The 20,322-nt window shown below is 43.1% G+C and carries 17 protein-coding genes; 9 read left to right on the forward strand and 8 right to left on the reverse strand.

From position 1 onward, the window contains the following. Positions 1-197: 197 nt before the first annotated feature. Positions 198-1,031 (reverse strand): helix-turn-helix domain-containing protein, encoded by an 834-nt coding sequence (locus FPZ43_RS17620; protein WP_146383259.1) that lies wholly within the window; start codon positions 1,029-1,031, stop codon positions 198-200. Further along, positions 1,032-2,003 (reverse strand): aldo/keto reductase, encoded by a 972-nt coding sequence (locus tag FPZ43_RS17625; protein ID WP_146383260.1) that lies wholly within the window; start codon positions 2,001-2,003, stop codon positions 1,032-1,034. Positions 2,004-2,182: 179 nt separating this feature from the next. Between FPZ43_RS17625 and FPZ43_RS17630 the strand changes: the two genes are divergently transcribed. Both FPZ43_RS17630 and FPZ43_RS17635 read left to right on the forward strand, forming a co-directional pair. Further along, positions 2,183-2,548, forward strand: coding sequence for a nuclear transport factor 2 family protein (locus FPZ43_RS17630; RefSeq protein ID WP_261381131.1), 366 nt, complete (start codon positions 2,183-2,185; stop codon positions 2,546-2,548). A gap of 82 nt (positions 2,549-2,630) precedes the next feature. Then, complete coding sequence (locus FPZ43_RS17635) at positions 2,631-3,374, forward strand: DUF6683 family protein (protein ID WP_146383261.1); 744 nt, start codon at positions 2,631-2,633, stop codon at positions 3,372-3,374. A gap of 38 nt (positions 3,375-3,412) precedes the next feature. Here FPZ43_RS17635 and FPZ43_RS17640 read toward each other — a convergent pair whose 3' ends face one another. From FPZ43_RS17640 to FPZ43_RS17665, 6 genes are all read right to left on the reverse strand, one after another. Continuing rightward, positions 3,413-3,823 carry a nuclear transport factor 2 family protein gene (locus FPZ43_RS17640; protein ID WP_146383262.1) on the reverse strand — a complete coding sequence of 137 codons (411 nt, stop codon included), beginning with the start codon at positions 3,821-3,823 and terminating at the stop codon, positions 3,413-3,415. A gap of 158 nt (positions 3,824-3,981) precedes the next feature. Continuing rightward, positions 3,982-4,887: an alpha/beta fold hydrolase gene (locus FPZ43_RS17645; RefSeq protein WP_146383263.1), complete on the reverse strand. Its 906-nt coding sequence runs from the start codon at positions 4,885-4,887 to the stop codon at positions 3,982-3,984. 433 nt (positions 4,888-5,320) lie between these two features. Then, positions 5,321-6,319, reverse strand: coding sequence for a hypothetical protein (locus tag FPZ43_RS17650; RefSeq protein ID WP_222431001.1), 999 nt, complete (start codon positions 6,317-6,319; stop codon positions 5,321-5,323). A gap of 58 nt (positions 6,320-6,377) precedes the next feature. Beyond that, positions 6,378-7,271: a helix-turn-helix domain-containing protein gene (locus FPZ43_RS17655; RefSeq protein WP_146383264.1), complete on the reverse strand. Its 894-nt coding sequence runs from the start codon at positions 7,269-7,271 to the stop codon at positions 6,378-6,380. A gap of 116 nt (positions 7,272-7,387) precedes the next feature. After that, complete coding sequence (locus tag FPZ43_RS17660; RefSeq protein ID WP_146383265.1) at positions 7,388-7,711, reverse strand: nuclear transport factor 2 family protein; 324 nt, start codon at positions 7,709-7,711, stop codon at positions 7,388-7,390. Between the two features lie 19 nt (positions 7,712-7,730). Then, positions 7,731-8,525, reverse strand: a complete 795-nt coding sequence (locus FPZ43_RS17665) for an SDR family oxidoreductase (protein WP_186461887.1) — start codon at positions 8,523-8,525, stop codon at positions 7,731-7,733. A 203-nt stretch (positions 8,526-8,728) separates the two neighbouring features. Between FPZ43_RS17665 and FPZ43_RS17670 the strand changes: the two genes are divergently transcribed. From FPZ43_RS17670 to FPZ43_RS17700, 7 genes are all read left to right on the forward strand, one after another. Then, on the forward strand, positions 8,729-9,640 hold the full coding sequence (locus tag FPZ43_RS17670; protein WP_146383266.1) for an AraC family transcriptional regulator: 912 nt from the start codon (positions 8,729-8,731) through the stop codon (positions 9,638-9,640). A 510-nt stretch (positions 9,641-10,150) separates the two neighbouring features. After that, positions 10,151-13,267: a SusC/RagA family TonB-linked outer membrane protein gene (locus tag FPZ43_RS17675; protein WP_146383267.1), complete on the forward strand. Its 3,117-nt coding sequence runs from the start codon at positions 10,151-10,153 to the stop codon at positions 13,265-13,267. An 11-nt stretch (positions 13,268-13,278) separates the two neighbouring features. Continuing rightward, positions 13,279-14,637, forward strand: coding sequence for a RagB/SusD family nutrient uptake outer membrane protein (locus FPZ43_RS17680; protein WP_146383268.1), 1,359 nt, complete (start codon positions 13,279-13,281; stop codon positions 14,635-14,637). Positions 14,638-14,656: 19 nt separating this feature from the next. Next, positions 14,657-16,003 carry a DoxX family protein gene (locus FPZ43_RS17685; protein ID WP_146383269.1) on the forward strand — a complete coding sequence of 449 codons (1,347 nt, stop codon included), beginning with the start codon at positions 14,657-14,659 and terminating at the stop codon, positions 16,001-16,003. Positions 16,004-16,015: 12 nt separating this feature from the next. Beyond that, the gene (locus FPZ43_RS17690; RefSeq protein ID WP_146383270.1) at positions 16,016-17,620 is read left to right on the forward strand and encodes a hypothetical protein; all 1,605 of its coding nucleotides are present in this window, start codon (positions 16,016-16,018) and stop codon (positions 17,618-17,620) included. After that, positions 17,617-19,080, forward strand: coding sequence for a phytoene desaturase family protein (locus tag FPZ43_RS17695; RefSeq protein ID WP_146383271.1), 1,464 nt, complete (start codon positions 17,617-17,619; stop codon positions 19,078-19,080). Before FPZ43_RS17690 ends, FPZ43_RS17695 begins: the two co-directional genes overlap by 4 nt. Then, on the forward strand, positions 19,064-20,320 hold the full coding sequence (locus tag FPZ43_RS17700) for a YeiH family protein (RefSeq protein ID WP_146383272.1): 1,257 nt from the start codon (positions 19,064-19,066) through the stop codon (positions 20,318-20,320). Before FPZ43_RS17695 ends, FPZ43_RS17700 begins: the two co-directional genes overlap by 17 nt. Positions 20,321-20,322 lie beyond the last annotated feature (2 nt).

The following is a 20,322-nucleotide window of genomic DNA, read 5'->3' on the forward strand; positions in this document are numbered from 1 at the left end:
GCACATGAAATCGTATCGGCTTATATATTCTTGTTATATCGATTGTAGTGCCACAATTCCTTTTTAATGCAATAATTCAATAAAATTTTAGAAGGCGCTTTATATCAGGTGATTAAGTGGCAAACAGATGGGTATGCAAAATAGCAGGACGTGTACTGTAATAGTTAGTGTTCGGCTTTTAGGATACCGATTTTTGACTAAAGTTTTTGAATGGCATTTTCGAGCCGAATGTCGGTAGGTGCTTTGCCAAACTTTTTCTTGAAAGAGTGGGAGAAGTGGGAGAGGCTTTCAAACCCCAGGTCGAGATATATAGCAGAGGGTTTTTGATGCTTTGTTTCGATAAGATGCTTGGCTTCCTGCAGGCGTTTATCTTGCAGCCACTGCCGGGGCGGTATGCCAAACACCTTTAAAAAGTCGCGTTTAAAGGCGGCAAGGCTGCGTCCGGTTAATTGTGCAAATTTTTCGACAGGTACATTAAAGCGAAAGTTATTCACCATGAACTTTTCCAGATCTATTTTGTACGGCTCTGCAAAGTCGAATAAAAAGCTGCGGAGTATCGGCATAGCAAGCATTAATAATTTAACACCTTCTTTTACTTTCAGGATGCCCATTTCGTCGGTCATCTCCGCTCCGGAGCTACGTGCGTAAGGCACGATAGATTGGAAGTAGCCCTGCAGGTACTCGTTAGACGGGATCAGGATATTTGGCGGGCCAATGTAGTTTTGGCCTACCTCTATCTTTTCTTCCAATATTATTCTTCTTAGCAAGTCTTCCTGCAGGGATATAACAATGGTTTCATAGTTTGCACCGGGCAGCGGCGTTTTGGTAATGGTGCCAAGCTGGTTTTTGCCTATCAGCAGCATTTGCCCGGTACTCATGGATATAGTTTGGGCAGAGGTTTCGAGCGTAAACTGCCCCGATACCTGCAACACCAGGGTATGGTGGTTCCAAAGGCATACTTTTTCCCGCCGCTCGGCCGAGAGGTAGGAGTAAAATATAACACCGGGTAAAATCTCTGCCGGACTAATCATTTAGCGTTGTAAGTAAGTGCCGCCTTTTATAGCTCCTGGTGCAAAAGTACTGTTTAACAAGGTCATTTCTTCGGGCGTAAAAGCAATTTCCATAGCCGCAATGTTTTCGGGCAGGCGCGATCTGCGGCTCATGCTTACCAGAGGCATAATGTGATTTCCTTGTGCGTTTACCCATGCTATAGCAACCTGGGTTGGGGTGCATCCTTTGTTTGCCGCCAGTTGCTTCAATACTTCAACTTTTTGCAAATTAGGAATTAAGTTTTCACCCTGGAAACGAGAGAAGTGATTGCGGTAATCGTCGGCAGGGAGTGGGGCTGTCATGTCGCCGGTTAGCAGTCCCTCGGCCGTATTGGCAAAAGCTACAACAGCAATACCTAATTCTTTTGCTGCCGGCAATAAATCAGCTTCAATACCACGCTCTGCTAATGAATAGCCTATCTCCAAAGCACTAATAGGGTGTACGCTATTAGCCTTACGAAGCTGATCGGCAGTGATTTCCGAAACGCCTATATGTTTCACTTTGCCCTCTTTAACCAAATCTGCTACAGTACCTATGATGTCTTCTACGGGTACGCTGTCGTCCATACGGCTAGGCTGGTATAGGTCAATCGTTTCAATACCTAACCGTGTCAACGAATAGTTGATGAAGTTTTTGATAGCAACAGGGCGCAGATCGAGCCCCAGCCACTGGCCGTTATGAAATATAGCACCAAACTTTACGCTGATAAATGCGTCGTCGCGACGATCTTTTATGGCCTTGCCAATCAGCATTTCATTGTGGCCGGATCCGTAAAAATCGCCTGTGTTTAAAAAATTGATGCCATTGTCAAGGGCTTCATGAATGGTGGCGATGCTTTCTGTTTCGTTTGGTGTAGGCCCGCCCCAGATAGATGACATGCGCATACAGCCCAAACCTAATTTTGATACAAGCGGGCCGTCTTTGCTCAGTTGAATTTTCTCGATGTTTTTCATAGATCAAATATCAGGCGCAAAGCGTAAGTGTTATTTGCTTATACGGCTCACATTTTATGCTTGTATGGCTCACTTTTTAGCTATCGTTTTTGGTACATGTTAAATTGTGGGAAACAAAAGTGTGACGTTACGTGCAACAGTAATTTTATAGTATTAGTTTGGGCATTAAAAAAAATGCCATGAGCGAAGGTCAAAAAATGAAGGTAGATGACATCATCGAAAAAGCCTACAAGGGCTTTAACAGCAGGGATATTGATAGCGTGTTACCGCTAATGCACCAGGAAATACACTGGCCCAAAGCCTTTGAAGGGGGGTATGTGGTTGGCCCGGAAGCCATTCGCGGGTACTGGACACGGCAGTGGAGTGAAATAAACCCTATTGTAAAGCCACAGGCCATTATAGAACGTGAAGATGGCAAAGTGGAAGTGCTGGTCCACCAGTTAGTAAAAGATCTTGATGGCAATACAATTTTTGATGGTAATGTGAAACACGTTTATGAAATACAAAACGGTTTGCTCTTAAAAATGGATATTGAAACTGATTGATTGGGTTGCTAATTGTAAGTGGTGGCTTTTAACAATCAATTTAGCCATCAAAGCGTTATTACCTAAACATAATGCTAACACTATGAAAAGATTTAAAAGATTAATCAGCGCCTGGTTGCTCACCTTACTTGGATTGTGTGTTAACAACGCAGCCCATGCCCAGCAATCAGTTGACCTCATCATGGACAACTTTACCAGCAGCGTAATATCTCAAACAACTACTCTACTCAATAACTCGGCAGTCGAGAGTTCAATGCGTAATGCCTCGCGCAAACACGGTGCAGCGAAACCTGTAATTAAAAACGTTAATCTGTCCTATACGCCCAGCAGTGCGCTGCAGCAAAAAACTTTCCAGGATTTGAGCAGGAAACTAACCGCCAAAAACGCAGCTGCAGGGCAGGCTATCAATAACGCACTTGGTGCGGGTAAAACAAATTATAATCAGCTTTTCGCACAATTGGTGCAAGAGTCAGGCTTGCCTGCTAACAACGCTGCCACAGCCCTGGCTGCTTATTTGGAAGTTGGCTATATGATTGTGAACAACATACAGGGAGCCGGCATAATTACACCGGCTATGGACAAAGCGCTGCAAAGACAAGCTGCCGGCATACTCAGCCAAAACAGGAGCCTGACATCACCAACTGCCGTGGCTCAATTGGGGGAAACCTTAAAACTTCAGGCTGTGGTGCTATATCTTGGCTGGCAAAGCACGCTTAAAACTAATCAACTTTCCGGCTTTCAGGACAACATCAAACAGCAGTTTAAAGGTATGGGGCTTGATTTGAGCCAGGTTCGCCTAACCAGTCGTGGGTTTGTTAAAAAGTAATTTAAGCAAGATTGCCGTAATTCTTATAGGTCGCATTTTTACAATCTGCGATCCGCTTCCTCGATAGGTACACCATTTATGCTGGCATATCTTTTTTGCATCAGCCCATTTTCATCAAACTCCCAGTTTTCGTTGCCATATGCACGAAACCATTTGCCTTCATTGTTGTGATACTCGTACTCAAAACGTACGGCAATCTTATTATCGGTATATGCCCAAAGCTCTTTTTTAAGCTTGTACTGGTACTCGTTCTCCCATTTGGCAGTCAGGAATTTTACAATTGCTTCGCGGCCGCTTAGAAATGTTGATCTGTTGCGCCATTCGCTATCAACTGTATATGCTTTTGCAATTCGTTCAGGATCTTGTGTATTCCAGGCATCTTCGGCCATTTGAACTTTTTGTACTGCCGTTTCATGATTGAAAGGTGGCAATGGAAATTTTTGCTCCATGATTATCGTTGATTAATAATTATATAACCAAAGGTAGCCTCGAATAAATTTTATATGTGGTGTTTTTCAAGGGTAATGCGGTATTATTCTGACATTTTTTAAAAGGAACAGACAGCTTTTTGGTTGCCTGTTCGCTTAGTTTTACTGAATGGTATTTATTAAGATCTTGCAAATTTTTCGAGTTCGGTATTAAATTTATCCATCTCTTCGATAAACAAAGCGTGGCCGCTATTTTCGAATTTTACGATGTAAGAGTTTTTAAGTCCTTTGTGCAATTGCTCTGCAAAAACAAAGTCACACAGCTTATCTTTTGTACCATGGAATATAGCTACAGGTATTGTTATCTTGCCTAATGCAGGGCGTAAATCCAAGTCTCGTAATGATGTAATTGCTTGTGCGGTGGCGTAAGGAGATGCATCAGCACTAATGCTTGCCAACCAATTGGCAGTAGTTACGGATAGGCTGGTTTCGGTAGCACCAAACCCTTTGCCAAAACCGTCTATTAGTTGTTGCCTGTTGGTTTCTATAGTTTTGATGAGGCCGGCGGCACCCTCGTCGGTAATTCCGTATGGATAATCTGTGCGTTGTTTCCATGAGGGGGCCGCCGCGCCGAATAAGGCAAGTTTGCTGATATGTGCGCCGTTATACTTAGCAGCATAGTGGGTTACAACCGCGCCCCCCATTGAGAAGCCGCCTAAAACAGCATTTTTAATTTTTAATTTTTCAAGAACCACTTTGATGTCGTCAGAGAATGTGTCAAAATCATATTTACCAAATGGTCTGTCGGATTTTCCAAATCCCCTGAGCGAGATACCGATTACCCTGAAACCTTTTTTTACAAGGTATTGGTACTGATACTCGTACATCGAGTCGTTTAGTGGCCAGCCGTGGATCAATACAATCGGTTGCCCGTTACCAAGGTCGGTAACGTGAAGGTTGACGCCTTTTTCCACCTCTATGTATTCTGCACGGCCTCCTGAGGCAAGAGTTCTTTTAGTTTGAGCATTTACGCTTTGAAAAGTTAATGTAATCAACAGGGCGAAGATTGAGATTAATGTTTTCATTGTTCTTTGTTTTATGTTATGTTTTTATTGCTCTTGGTTAACATTACAAAGGTGAGGAGATCCGGTCGCCTTGGGAATGGACAAATAGCTGAGTGTCTTGCATATTTTTCCCTAATGCAGATGGTGACAGTATTTCAAAATCCTTTTTGAGGAAAAGCGGCCGCAATGCCTAAACCTATGGGACTATAACATATATCGAAACCGTACTGACCTGGAGAACAATAAAACACAATACAGTTATAAACTTGCCGAGTGACATGATTTGAACCAATTACGGAATGTTATAATAGCCACAACAAGTCGATATTGTAGCGCTGGTGCGTTAAAGTGCATAGCAATATCTCACTGATGCCATAACATAGCGATACAATTAAGGCGCCTAAGGCAACAGGCATACAAGATGTGCCGAAGCTGTTATTACAATTAGCAGTAGTTAGCTTTGGTCGTAGAAGTAGTTTAAAAGTGATAAGCGCTTTTGAACAGTGGCTGATTTTATAGGCTCATAACTAAACTTATCTTCACCGTTTTTTGACACCACAACCCGGAAAGGTTGATTAAGATACTTGGTAAGATGGTAAACTGTAAGTAGCTCGGCCAAATCTTCATGCCAACTGGCTGTGCTATAAAGCGAAACAAAAGGTGTTTTGCTCAAGCCTAGGTATACCGCTTCAGCTTCGTCAATTTTGTAACGGCGGCCGCCTGGCATGAAACGGCTTTTGATGGCAATAGAGTCGATAACAGCCAATGAAAGGGTATTATAATTTTTCCATATACCATTTGAGAAGCCGGCTATAAATTTATTTGGTTTGAGTTTGCCACCTACCGAGTCAACCACGTTTAGTCGAAGCGATCCGTCAACTACGTGTGTGCCCTCATGTAAAAGTATATAAGTAAATGCGCTTAGCCAGCCAGCTTCGATAGACACTTTAGACGTTGAGTCGCCACCTGCAAAGCACGTACGTTCTTTTTCGTTAACCCATTCGCTAACATTTTGATGCAGGATACCTGCACGAAAAGTAATATGATACAAATTTATCCCACGTTTAACCACCACGGGCGATGTAAGCGCGGTATTCGGCATATTATCCAAAAAGCTGAAACTTTTTAAATGTTGTTTTAATACACGCTGATGCAAAGGTGGCAGCACTTTAAAGGCCGCAGCCACAATTTTTAATTCCTCCTTAGTAAGTTGGTGTTTTGTAGGCGACATTCCCGCTTCCCGAAACATTTTTAAAACATCGTTCGGGGTGGTATCAACACGCTTAACAAATGATTTTTCCGGATCAAGCCCATTTTCTTGTTGAACCGATTTTAAAGTCATTCTTTTAACAACGCCCTTGCTACGCTGGCCGAAGCTCTCAAAAGTTGTAAACACAAACAGTATACAACTGATAGCTATTAATGCGGTACGATTATATTTGAAGGAAATCATAGTATATAATAAAGTATAGGTTTGCAGCAGGCAACTTAGTCGAACATTTATATGGGAATCATACTTCCGACATGGCCATCGTATCTATTTTATCAAGACTTGCCTGTCCAAGAAATTTTGCCTTAAAGCCCGATGGTGATTCGCCGGTTTTAATTAAGAACAATCTGCTGAAGTACGCCGGATCATCATACCCTAACTCATAAGCAATTTCCTTAGCCGTCATGGCGGTATGTACCAGGAGGCGCTTGGCTTCTAATATGATGCGATTTTTAATCACCTCATTGGGTTGTGGAAGGTTCATCCTTTTGAACTTGTGTGTGAGGGTTTTAGGAGCAACAAGCATCAGGTCTGCATAGTCTGCGACGGTATGCTTTTGTTTATAATGTGCTTCTACCAGCTGTGTAAAGTGGCGAAATGTATCCGGGTCATTATTTTGATCGGTAAGAACTCCGCCAAGATGCTGTTGCTTCCATAATCGCGTTGATTTGATGAGTAACTGTTTCAGATACGTGCGGAGCATTTCCTCATGAGATGATTCCTTTAGCAAAAACTCACTTTCCAATTGAGTAAACAAATAGTTTATAAACGTAGCCTCCTGATCAGGAACGGCTGTCATGGGCATATTATTGATGTTATTAAATAACAACCCATCACAAGCTACCTCTTCGTCATGTATCTGTATACAGTAAAAGTCGTGGTTGTAAAATACAAAGTATCCCAACTCACTACACATATTTTGAATGCTAAGCACCTGGTTGGGGCTTATAAAAAAGAGTGCAGCTCCCTGGGTATGGTAAACATTAAAATCTACCTGAACAGTACAACCTTTAGGCAGGTAAAGTGCCTTGATGTATAATTTGTACGTGTCCGAATTTATCAAGTCTATACTGTCTGTATTAACGTGCAAAAAGCCGATAGTTTTAAGGTTGCTATCAAAAATGTTGTTTGTCATCCTGGTCAGTAATTGCGTTAGCCTGAGTGGGTAGTATCAATCAATATCAGAAAACCGCCATATCTAAGATAGGCGATTTTCTGATAAATCAATTATCGCGTTGCGAGGGTAACTAATTACTCGGTGACGCTAAGCGACTCGATAAGATTGTCTTTAATCCCGAAGTGAAACTTCAACACGATAGGGCTGCCGGGAAAGGTGCCCGATACATTTGCGGTTAGCACGCTGTTGGCGCCGGATTGCTCATAGTTAAGCGGCTCCAATTGCGACTCGTAGTTTTCCATCGCTTGTTTAATCCACTGTTCTATTTCCTGTTTACCATTGTGGGTTTTCCCTTCATCATGAACAATAGCGTTATCTGTAAAGCATTCAGCAAAAGCGTTGCTATCTAAACTGTGCTGCGTTTCTATAAAACGCTCTACTACTTGTGGTATTTCCATTATTGATGTGTTTTGATTATTAAACTGTTGGTATTGTTCCGCCGTCTATCACGAAATTTGCTCCTGTTAAGTAATTTGCTTTTGGTGAAGCTAAAAAGCCCACCAATTCGGCTACCTCTTCGGGTTCGGCAGGCCTTCCATAAGGTATGCCACCCAGTGCATCCATTACTTTTTGCTGGGCTTCTTCTACGGTGCAATCTGAATTTTTTGCAATCTCGCCCAGCCACGCTATTGACGCTGTTGTGTTTATCCATCCAGGAGAAACCGTTAACACCCGCACGCCTTTTGGCGTAACCTCTTTAGACAGGCTTTTACTGTAGTTTATTAATGCTGCCTTTGAAGCAGCATAAGGCAATGTCGAATCATATAGCGGCAATATGCCCTGAATGGAAGCGATGTGAATAATAACACCACTTTTCCGATCAATCATTTGCGGTAAAAATCCTCTGTCGAGCCTAACCGGGGCAAGTAAATTTGCTTGAAGGGTTGATACCCAATCTTCATCACTTAATGTTGCAAAACCACCTGCAGGTGTTGATGATCCGCCAAGGTTGTTGATTAATATATCCAACCTGCCGTGGGTTAATAGCACTTTATCAATTACTTGTTTTGCGTCGTCCGCGTTGCTTAAATCAGCAGGTATAAAATGCATGCTGCTGTTCTCTTCTTCAGGAGGGTTCCTTGCGGTAATAATTACTGTTGCACCAGCTTGTAAAAGCCTTTTCGCTATTGCCTGCCCGGCACCTTTGGTGCCACCAGTTACCAGTGCTATTTTGCCAGATAATTCCTGGTCTTGATTGATTTGATTTGTCATGATCTTGATTGTTGTTTTTTAAAGGTTGCTGATTATGCCACAAATCTCGGCGATGTAGAGGCTTTAAAGCATGGCCGTATAAGGTCGAAATATGTTCAGAATTCCCCGTTTAAAGTGATGAGTGATGGCGCTGGATTATAAATTATTGCTATCTTCAGCCGTGTTGTTGGGCATAAGTAAGTACAAGCCGACGGTACGTTTCAATGGGTACAGCAAAAAATAAGAAGCAGGGCATCGAGAAACTTACCCTTGACCTTTTAAAATCAAGGTTAGATATTAATACAAATTTTAAAGGCCTTTATGTATTTGATACGGATCACAGGGAAATGGATACGTCCGAAATCTCTCCGTATCGCGGAGATCATAATTCCATTCACCTGATAACCGCAGGAGAGGTAAATGTGAAGATTAACCTGTTTGAGTATACGCTTAAAAAAAACGATCTGGTTTTGTTTACAAACAACATGATCCGTCATTTCGGAACGGTAACGCCTGATTGTACAGCTACAAATGTGCTATTCTCCAATGATTACCTGCTCAACTCGGCAGTCCCCTCAAAAACTGCTGAGGCGTACAACTATCTCACCAGTATAATTAACCCTGTTGTTAGCCTAAGCAACCATCAGCTGGAGCCGTTTAAAACGTTACTTGCAGCACTTGCACAAAAGATGAAGCATGGCCGCCCGAACAAACTTTATGCGGATGAGATTTTAAGGCACCTATTTTCTGCGCTTATTTTTGAGGTAGGGGCACTATATCAATCAGACACTAAGCCTTACATAGTATCAAGCAGCCGTAAGGAGTATATGGTACACCAATTTTTAAAGTTGGTGACGGAGAAGTTTAAAGAGGAACGAAGTGTGCAGGCCTACGCCGATATGTTAAACATTACACCAAAATATTTAACCACTGCTACACGTAGCCTCACGGGTAGAACCGCCGGAGATTTGATTGATGAAATGCTCGTTGTAGAAGCCAAAGTGCTGTTGAATGAATCGGGTATGACCATAGCGCATATTGCAGAGTTGCTAAACTTTAGCGATCAATTTTCATTCAGTAAATTCTTTAAGAAGCACTGCGGTCAAAATCCAAGCAGCTATCGTCGCTATGTTTAAACAGTTTTAAATCTATTAATGAAAACTTGTCACACACCTTGGATAGGTTGACAGGCATTAGTGTTTCAATGGCTTTTCTAATGTATAGTAATTGGAACAGATTACATCCTGACAAGTTAAATTATAAAAAATCATTTCATAGATTATTGTGTAAGTGGAATTAAGGGCAACTGCACAAATTGCATAGTTATTTGAGATAGAAATTCCTGCCCATAAATAATAATATAAAATCTATAGGATTGGTAGTATTTATTTGTATGTTTGCAGAACGTTAATATTTAATTACAGAGATTCCTATATCCTACACATTTGAAATGAAAAATTTACCCGGTTTATTGGCACGAAAGCGTGCAGGCTTATTAAGCCCCTCGTATTATTGGTTTTCATTTTTCTCTCCTGCTATACGTTGCTGCGCTGCGTACTGTTGTTGCTGTTAAGCTAACATCTTAATGTACATTTCCGGCCTTAGTTCTTTAAGCCGGCACTAAACACAAATTTCTTAAATACACAATGAAACATTTCTACAAAAATAGAGGTGTGTGGCTGCTTGTTGCATTGTTTTTAATGCAGATAGGAGTGGCTCATGCCCAAACTCAACCAATAATTAACTCCACATTGCATGGGGTTGTATTAGACAGTAAAACGAAAGAACCGTTACCCGGTGCTGTAGTAAAAATTGAGGGTACTACACATGCCGTGGCTACAGATGTTAATGGCAAATTTAGTTTTATTACGGGGCAAAAGTTTCCTTATAATCTTATCATTACATATACCGGCTACAAAAAACAGGAATTAGTGGTCAATGGTAGTCCGGTAACCATTTTGCTTGCCGAGGATATAAATCAATTGAATGATGTAGTGGTAGTGGGTTACGGTACCAAAACCCGCAAAGACCTCATAAGTTCGGTATCTACAGTCAAGGCTGATGAAGTTAAAAAAACACCTGTTGCCAGCTTTGATGCACAGCTGCAGGGTAAGGCTTCAGGTGTGCAAATCAACTCGAATACCGGTGTTCCTGGCGACGGCGTATTTGTACGGGTAAGGGGCACAACGTCCATAAATGCCACCAACGATCCCCTTTATATTGTTGATGGGGTCTTCCTAAACAACACAAGCTTGCAAACCATTAGCACCGGTGGACGCTCAACATCGCCGCTGGCTGATATTAGCCCTAATGATATTGAAAACATAGAGGTACTTAAAGATGCAAGTGCTACCGCCATTTATGGATCGCGGGGAGCAAATGGTGTTGTGATCGTGACGACAAAAAGAGGTAACTACAACGCAAAACCCCGGGTTAACTTTAACGTATCACAAGGCTGGGCATGGCAACCTAAAGACAAGCTCTGGAAACTTACAACCGGTGAGCAGCATGCCGAAATTGTAAATGAATTTTACCGTAATTCATTTGCTGATGCTACTGCCGCAGGTAACGCAGCAGGTATGAATACATACAGGAATGTGCCTTTCCGGGCCGCCAATGATAACCCAACAGGGACGCCGGCCCCTCGCGGCCTTCCGTCTGAACAGAAAACTTACGACCGTTTAGGAGAAATATTCCGTACGGCACTGCTGCAAAACTATGATCTTTCGCTTGACGGTGGTTCCAAAGACACAAAGTATTATATAGGTGCCGGCTATACCAAGCAGCAGGCAGATATTAAGCCGATAGACTTTAGCAGGGCTAATTTTAAAGTAAATCTCGATCAACGCGTTAGCGACCATGTACAGATAGGGACAAGTAATAGTATATCACGATCGTACCGTAACCAGGCACGCGCCGGTGACGGCCCGGCCGGTGGCCTACTGCAGTCGGCATTACATACGCCGACTTACTTACCCGAAAACAACGCAGATGGTACACCTGCGCGCTATGCCGGGTTTGACAACCTGCAAGTACTGTTAAACAACTACGATGTAAACACCGTTAGCCTTCGGTACATCGGAAATGTGTTTGCAAGTGTAGATATTGTAAAAGGATTGAAGTTTCGTACCAGCTGGAGCGTTGATTATAACAACTACAACGAGTCTGAATACTGGAACGATAAAACGCAACTCGGCGCATCTCCAACCAATGGTTTAGGTACATCTGCCATTACGCAAAATACGGCCTGGATAAATGAACAAACGCTTACCTATCAAAAGACGTTTGCGCAAAAGCATAACTTTGATGTTGTTGTAGGTAACACACTGCAAAGCAATACAACATCGCTTACTTCGGCTCAAGGCTCTGGTTTTCCTAATAACGCTTACACAGATATTTCATCTGCATCAACACGCACAGCAAACCAAACATGGTCAAGGTATAACCTGTCATCATTTTTTTCGCGCGTATCATACAATTACGCCAGTAAGTATTATTTGGAGCTAAGTGCCCGCGCCGATGGCTCATCTAAGTTTGGTAAAAACAACCAGTGGGGTTATTTCCCCTCAATTGGCGGCTCGTGGCGCGTAAAAGAAGAATCCTTTTTGAGAGATAACAAAACCATTAGTGATCTTAAACTACGTGCCAGCTATGGTATTACCGGCAACCAGGGTGGTATAGGCCCTTATGCTGCCCGTGGCTTATGGACAGGCGGTGCGGGTTACCCGGATAATGTTGCCGGTGGCGATAAAGCCGGCACTGCACCACAACAACTGGCCAATGATAACCTTAAATGGGAAAGTACAGCCCAAGCCAACATAGGGTTTGATTTGGGTTTGTTAAATAACCGCTTAAACTTTGCTGTAGATTTTTATCAGAAAAAGACCAAAGACGTGCTGCTTCAATTGCCCGTACCATATTTAACAGGCTATAGTACGTACTACAGCAATGCCGGTAAAATAAACAACAAAGGCTTCGAAGTAAGTATCAGTTCTACAAACTTTAAAACAGCAGATTTTAGCTGGTTAACCAACTTTAACATTTCCGGCAATACAAATAAGATCGAAACATTGCCAGTACCTATCAACCAATACAGCCGTGATTGGATAAGGATGCAGCAAGGCTACTCCATGTATTCTTTTTGGATGTATAAACAGCAATACGTAGATCCACAAACAGGTAATGCCGTGTTTGAAGATGTAAATGGAGACGGCGCAATCACAGTGGCCGACCGGCAGATATTGGGAAGCGCGCTGCCTAAATTTTATGGCGGTTTAAGCAATACATTCACTTACAAAAATTTCGACCTGAACATATTTTTTACTTTTCAGCAGGGTAACAAAGTACTTAATCTGAACCGCTTTTTTGGTGAAGGTGGTGGCACACGCGATGCGAACCGCGTGATATTTGCAAGCCAGCTTAATCGCTGGCAAAAGCCAGGAGACGTTACCGATGTACCGCGCCTTACCGCTTACGGCAATAACTACACCCTTGAACAAAATAGCCGCTTTCTGGAAGATGGATCATTCATTCGTTTAAAGAACCTGACACTGGGTTATACATTACCAAAAGCAATTACACAAAAAGCCGGCATTCAATCGGTACGCTTTTACGCAGTAGGCACCAATTTGCTACTGTTTACCAAGTATACCGGGCCTGACCCGGAAACAAATGTTGGCGGCGGCCAAAGCGTACAGGGGATCGATCTGGGTACACCACCACAACCACGTTCAGTTCAGTTGGGGGTTAACGTAACACTTTAATGCTACAAGTCATGAAAAAACTTAATCATATAAAATTCGCATTGGTCCTGGCAGTCTTAGTAGCCGGATTTACATCCTGCAAGAAGTTTCTGGACGTTCAGCCAAAAGATTCCGTATCAGACGAGGAAACTATCTTCGATCGGGCATCTGCCGAAACTGCTGTCAGGGGGCTTTATCGTGCCTTATCTGCCGATGGTTATTACGGGGTAAACTTTGTCTCCATAGGCTATTTATCTGGCGATAATGTGCAATGGACAGGCTCACAATCCATCGTACAGCAATTTATAGATCATAACGTAAAAGCCGATAATGCAACGGTTTCCAATATCTGGCTGGCTATCTATACCACCATTAACCGGGCAAATTACATCATAGCCAAATTGCCCGAGGTTAATGATGCTACGCTTACAAGCACCGTTAAAAACCAGCTTTTGGGCGAGGCTTATTTTGTACGAGCATTAGCTTATTTTGATTTGGCTCGAACCTGGGGCGGTGTACAGATAGTTACTACACCAACGCTGGCTGCTTCTGACAAAAAAGGCATAGCCCGCAGCACAGTGGAGCAAACCTACGCACAAGTGCTTACTGATTTGGATGCAGCAGAATCACTTTTAACCGTTTTATCAGCGCCAAATCCTGTGCGTGCAAATAAAGAAACCGTTTACGCTTTAAAAGCTCGTTTCTACCTGTATCAAAAGGACTGGGCAAATGCTGAAAAGTATGCAACGCTTGTATTGGGTAATACCACCAATTACAGCCTGCTTAAACCATACAGTGCCTGGTTTGCAAACAATGCAGTAGGCACACGCGAGTCTGTTTTGGAGCTTGCCTATAGCGCAACTTACACCAACGGGCACCGTGGGCAATGGCAGCCGCCTGCAAATAGTGGTACCCGCCAATGGGCGCCAAATGCAGCTTTAACAGCTTTGCTTAGCAATACATCAACTGCAGGAGGCAGGAGTGCACTTATAGCAAAAACCAGCGCGGGATTGGTGTATGGAAACCTTTACTACCGCAGCCCCGCCACTGATCCGGCTTACGTTATACGCATTGCCGAATTGTATCTGATACGTGCCGAAGCAAGGGCAAACCAAAACAGTATCGCGGGTAGTCTCGCAGATCTTAATGCGGTACGCGACAGGGCTGGTTTGGCCAGTGTATCTTCCGGTTCAAAAGACGATCTGCTATTGGCTATAGAAAATGAGCGCCGCCTGGAGTTTGCGCTTGAAGGTCATCGCTGGTTCGATTTAGTACGCACTGGCCGGGCAGCTACGGTTTTGGGTGTAACAGACAGCAAAAAATATTTACTGCCGATCCCCGTCGATCAATTGAATGTTGATCCGGCTCTGACTCAAAACCCTGGATATTGATTATTTAAAATACTAAGTCATGAGTACATCCATCACACCCTGGACTAACACCGAGAAAAACGTTTTCCGGTTTCTGCTCATATTTTTTGTGTTGCTTGTGGTTCCGTTAGACTGGAAATACTATGCACATATATTATCTATTAAATGGACGGATCTTCAATTCAGCGACATTTTTTATATCAGCAGGTACACCCCGCAGCCAACGGGCTCATATCACCCTGAAATATGGGGTTTAGCAACGCTTACCGACGTTGTTATCATTGCAGTGCTTGCGCTGGTTATTGCCGTTGCTACTCCTTTTATTGTAAAGCGAGAGTTAAATTACCCGTTAGCAAAATATTGGCTCAAAACGCTACTGCGTTACAGGCTGGCTATTGCCTTGCTGGCGTACGGGTTCATCAAATTTTTTCCATTGCAATCACCGTACCCGTCTATCAGTAGCCTGAATACAGCCTACGGCGAATTTAATAGGTGGAAACTGTTTTCGCTCGGGTTGGGCATCACGCCGGGTTACGAGTCGTTCCTTGGGTTTGTGGAATTATTGGCAGCAGGTTTATTGCTCTTTAGACGAACGGCCTTATTCGGCGCTATCATTGTGCTGCTATTTACCGGCAATGTTTTCTTCTCTAACCTTGCTTATGAGGGTGGGGAGGGAATCTACAGTATTTATTTACTTGTGATAGCGCTATACATTGTAGCCTATGATGCATTGCGGTTATATAACCTCATTGCGTTAAGAAATCCAACCTTGCCAGATACAGTAAAGCCTGTTTTAAAAAACTCGCAATGGATAACACTGGCAGCTGCAAAAGCAGGATTGATTTTGTTTTTTGTGTTTATCTATGGCTTTAAAACTTATGCCGCTTATACAAAAGGTGGTTATCATTATCCAAAAGGTAAGGGTATTGCCGGTACAGCGGGCTTGTATAATGTAACAGTATTTAAATTAAACGGTAAAAATCATCCTTACTCGGATACCGACTCCGTACGTTGGCAGAACGTGGTTTTCGAGAAGTGGAATACCATTAGTATTAAAACACTTCAACCTAAATTGATCGATTCATCACTCACCGAAGAGGTACACCCAAATGAATTTGAGCGGAATTACGAATTGGCTGGCAGTGGCGAGCGCAATTATTATCATTACACAGTTGGTAAGCAGGGTAATCTTTTGCTGGCCAACAAAAATTCACATTATAAGGATGATAAGCTTACGCTGCAATTTTCCCGTCCCGATTCAACGCATATCATTTTGCAGGGCTTAAGCGCTACTAAAGATTCGGTGTATGCGGAGCTAACGCTTATACCAAAAAAATACCTGCTTAAAGAAGCAGTTGGCGGACGAAACAGATCATTAAAACTTTAAGACATCAATATTATGTCAGTTGAAGAAACAATACAATCGCCAACGATTGGCAATCTATCGCAAGATAAAACTACTCCATTAGCCAATCGGACATCCATAAGCGGAAACCGTAAATGGACTTTCGGGCAAAAGTTTGCTCTACGGACAGCAACCATTTTTTTTACCATCATGTCCATCCCGTGGAGTGTAGGATGGTACAAAAGCCTTTTTGCCATAAATTGGTTTAGCATCCATTACCGGGATCTTTATGACATAGCGCGGTTTCAGCCATCGCTTTATCGGTTCGAAAACCCGGCTTATAACCTCTTAGGATACGGCGATTGGGTGCAGGTATTTGCTATTGCGCTGGTGGGTGCGGGGCTTTGGTCGGTGATAGAGAAGCGGGATAGCAAGCTTAATTACGACGCGCTTTATTATTGGGTACGTGTAATAGCAAGATACCGCGCAGGTATCGGTATAATTGGTTTTGGTTTTACCAAACTGTTTCCAACACAGATGCCTTACCCGGGCTTAGGGCTATTAAATACCAATTTTGGCGATTTTACGGCGCAAAAAATCTATTGGCTGTCAGTTGGTATTGTGCCCTGGTACCAGGTATTTGCGGGTATTGTTGAGGTACTGGCGGGTTCGCTATTATTTTTTAGGAAAACCACCACGCTTGGCGCGGCCCTCTTAATAGGCGCACTGGGCGATATTACGTACGTGAACTTTGCTTATGATGGCGGCGTTCATGTTTATGCGTCATATTTTGTGTTGTTTGCAGCTTTCCTGCTTTGGTATGATGCAGTACCTGTATACAATCTTTTTATACGCGAAAAATATACTGCCCCTTACACTTATCAGCCATCGTTTAAAGCAAGCTGGTTACGAAATAGCCGGTTGGTGCTTAAAGTAGCAACCATCTTTATTTTCCTGGTGTACTTTACCTACGCTGAGGTGTTGAATTTTAAATATGACCCTTACAAGCAACCGGCCATGAGCGGTGTGCCCAAATTACGCGGCAATTATCATGTCAGCGAGTTCAAGATCAATGGTAAGGAAATTCCATACTCACCGCTGGATTCTATTCGCTGGCGCGATGTGACTTTCGAAAAATGGTCCAGCTTGTCCTATAATGTAAACCGGCCTACGAGGCTTGATCTGAGCAACGGTGGCGGCTCGCCCATGCGTGATATTAATCGCACTTTTGAACTTACCGGCACGGCAGGTGGTAAACGTGTTTTTTACTACGATGTAGACACCTTGCATCATACGCTTTATTTACAGGATAAATATGTAGACGCTATTCGTCGTGGCAAAGGGAAGAAAAAACCTAAGGTGGATAGCGGTAACGATGCCAATTGGATCCCAAAAGACGCTAAAAAAGATATCCAGGATGAGTATTCGAGAATAGATCCTGTAGCGCTGTCAAACCGTCGAAAAAAAGGTATTGCCGAAGAGTTGAAAGATAAGCGCAAGCGAAACCACATGATATTGAATTATCAAACCACCGATGGAAATCATGTGATACTAAATGGAATTGATGAGCACCGCGACTCGGTTTACATTGTATTGGACAGATTCCAAAAAAATTATGTTTTAAAAGACAGTAAATTGGAGGCCGGTAAATATCAATGATTGGCGAACCTGCATATCAATATGATGCCGTAGTAGTTGGCAGCGGCCCAAATGGTTTGGCTGCTGCCATATTGATGCAGCAGCAGGGCCTTTCGGTATTGATGCTTGAAGGTAAAGACACCATAGGCGGCGGCCTGCGCACAGCAGAACTAACTTTGCCTGGCTTTAAACACGATATATGCTCAGCTATACATCCTATGGCTATAGCATCGCCATTCTTCAAGACTCTGCCTTTAGACCAATTTGGCCTTGAGTATTTGTATCCTGAAGTTGACGCTGCACACCCAATGGACGGTTCACCCGCCGCCGTTTTAATGCGCTCCATAAACAGTACGGCAGACGGTTTGGGTGCCGATGGCCAGGTTTATAAAGATTTGATTGAGCCTATAATCGATGCGTGGCCCAATATTGCTGGTGACGCCTTAGGGCCGATTGCATTCCCCAAGCATCCATTGCACATGGCTAAATTTGGTTTAAAGGCCATACAACCTGCAACCTGGTTAGCCAAATCTTTTAATACTGAAAAAGCAAAAGCTTTATTAGCCGGAATGGCAGCACATGCCATTCAGCCACTCACAAATTGGGCAACTTCAGCGATAGCGTTGGTACTAATGGCTAATGCCCATATCAAAGGCTGGCCGGCTCCAAAAGGCGGTTCGCAACAAATTGCCAATGCTTTGGCAGGTTATTTTCTTTCGCTTGGTGGTAAAATTGAAACCAATACCTACATCACGTCATTGCATAAATTACCTGCCGCCAAGGCCTATCTGTTTGATATAACGCCAGATCAACTCATGCAAATTGCAGGCGAAAGATTATCAGCATTGTACACAGCACAATTAAAGCGGTATAAATACGGAATGGGCGTTTTTAAACTTGATTGGGCACTTAGAGAGCCAATACCATTTAAAGATGATGATTGCCGCAAGGCCGGAACGCTGCATTTGGGTGGTACATTTAAAGAGATAGCCGCAGCCGAGCAACGTACAAGTAACGGACATCATCCCGAAAAGCCGTTTGTAATACTCGCACAACCTACAGTGTTTGATCCCACACGGGCATCAGCTGGCAAGCACGTAGCCTGGGGGTATTGTCATGTCCCCAATGGATCGGTTAAAGATATGACTGAGGCTATCGAAAATCAGATAGAGCGCTTTGCGCCTGGTTTCAGGGATACCATTATTGGCAGGCATATTTTTAATACGCAACAGTTACAACTTTACAACCCTAATTATATTGGTGGCGATATAAATGGCGGTCTTTTAGATATTACGCAACTCTTTACTCGGCCGGTACTTAAAGCGTCGCCTTACCGCACGTCTATTAAAAATATATACTTATGTTCCTCATCAACACCTCCGGGCGGGGGCGTACACGGTATGTGTGGCTATCACGCCGCTAAGCGGGCACTCAAAGAAATTTTTAATATAACAGCAAATAGAAATGACATCAGTAACTAAAGTAAAATTGCATGAAGATTGGGTAGTAGTGGTATTGGGATTCATCATTATTGCGCTGGCCATATCTGGTGTGCTTTTACCGGTACCTGCATTAGGCTGGAAAAACGCGGATGAGTTGGGTAATAAAGTTTTATCTGCTCACAATTTGTGGCTTATTGTGCTGCAATTTTTATTTGTTGGGGCAATAGGTGCTATTGGGGTGTTTTTATCCGGAAAACGCTTTGGCGATTATTTTAGAGGCTTTCCCATTGTGTATATCCTTACAATTTTGGCCCTGATACTCGCGGGCAGCAGTCAGGCCAAGGCTTTAAACCTGGAAGGGGTTATTTTTAGTTTAGTGTTAGGATTGGCTATCAGCAATGCTTTTGACTTACCGCAGTGGCTGCGCGATTCGCTTTCTACGGAGCTGTTTGTGAAGATAGGCCTGGTGCTGTTAGGTACATCTGTAATTTTTGCCGATATACTTAAAGCCGGTTCTTTAGGGCTGATACAGTCGTTGGTGGTTGTAACTTCGGTTTGGTATTTTGCTTACTGGGTTTGTAAAAAACTTAAGGTCGACGACGAGATAGCCATGATGATATCAAGTGCCGTATCTATCTGTGGTGTATCGGCGGCCATAGCCACGGCAGGCGCAATAAAAGGCGATTCTAAAAAGCTTTCATACGTTATATCAATGGTACTCATCACAGCTATACCGATGATGATTTTTATGCCTGTCATCGCAGGCTATTTCAATTTTCCGCAAGAAGTTACAGGCGCCTGGTTGGGCGGTAGCATTGACACTACCGGAGCTGTTGTGGCCTCTGGCACCCTGGTGGGCGAGGCTGCTTTAAAGATAAGTACAATAGTGAAATTTTCACAAAATGTTTTGTTGGGTATAGCAGCATTTGCCATCTCCATTTACTGGACATACACCAAGCACCCTGCCGCTAACGATGCAGAAAAAAAACCAACGCTAAAAGTGATATGGGAGCGTTTCCCAAAGTTTGTAATAGGCTTCATTGCAGCCTCGCTGTTATTTTCATTTCTCCTGTCGCCTGCTACGGGTGCCGCTGTTAAGGATAGCCTTAAAAACCTGCAAGGCTTATGGTTTGCGCTGGCCTTTACCAGTATTGGTTTGGAAACCAAGTTTGCCGACTTGTTTAATAAGGAAAGCCGTAAGCCACTATACGCATTTCTTGCGGCACAAACCTTCAACATATTTGTCACCCTGGCAATAGCATTTTTGCTGTTTAGATAGTG

It is taken from the genome of Mucilaginibacter pallidiroseus (genome assembly GCF_007846085.1).
In the GTDB taxonomy this organism is placed as follows: Bacteria; Bacteroidota; Bacteroidia; order Sphingobacteriales; family Sphingobacteriaceae; genus Mucilaginibacter; species Mucilaginibacter pallidiroseus.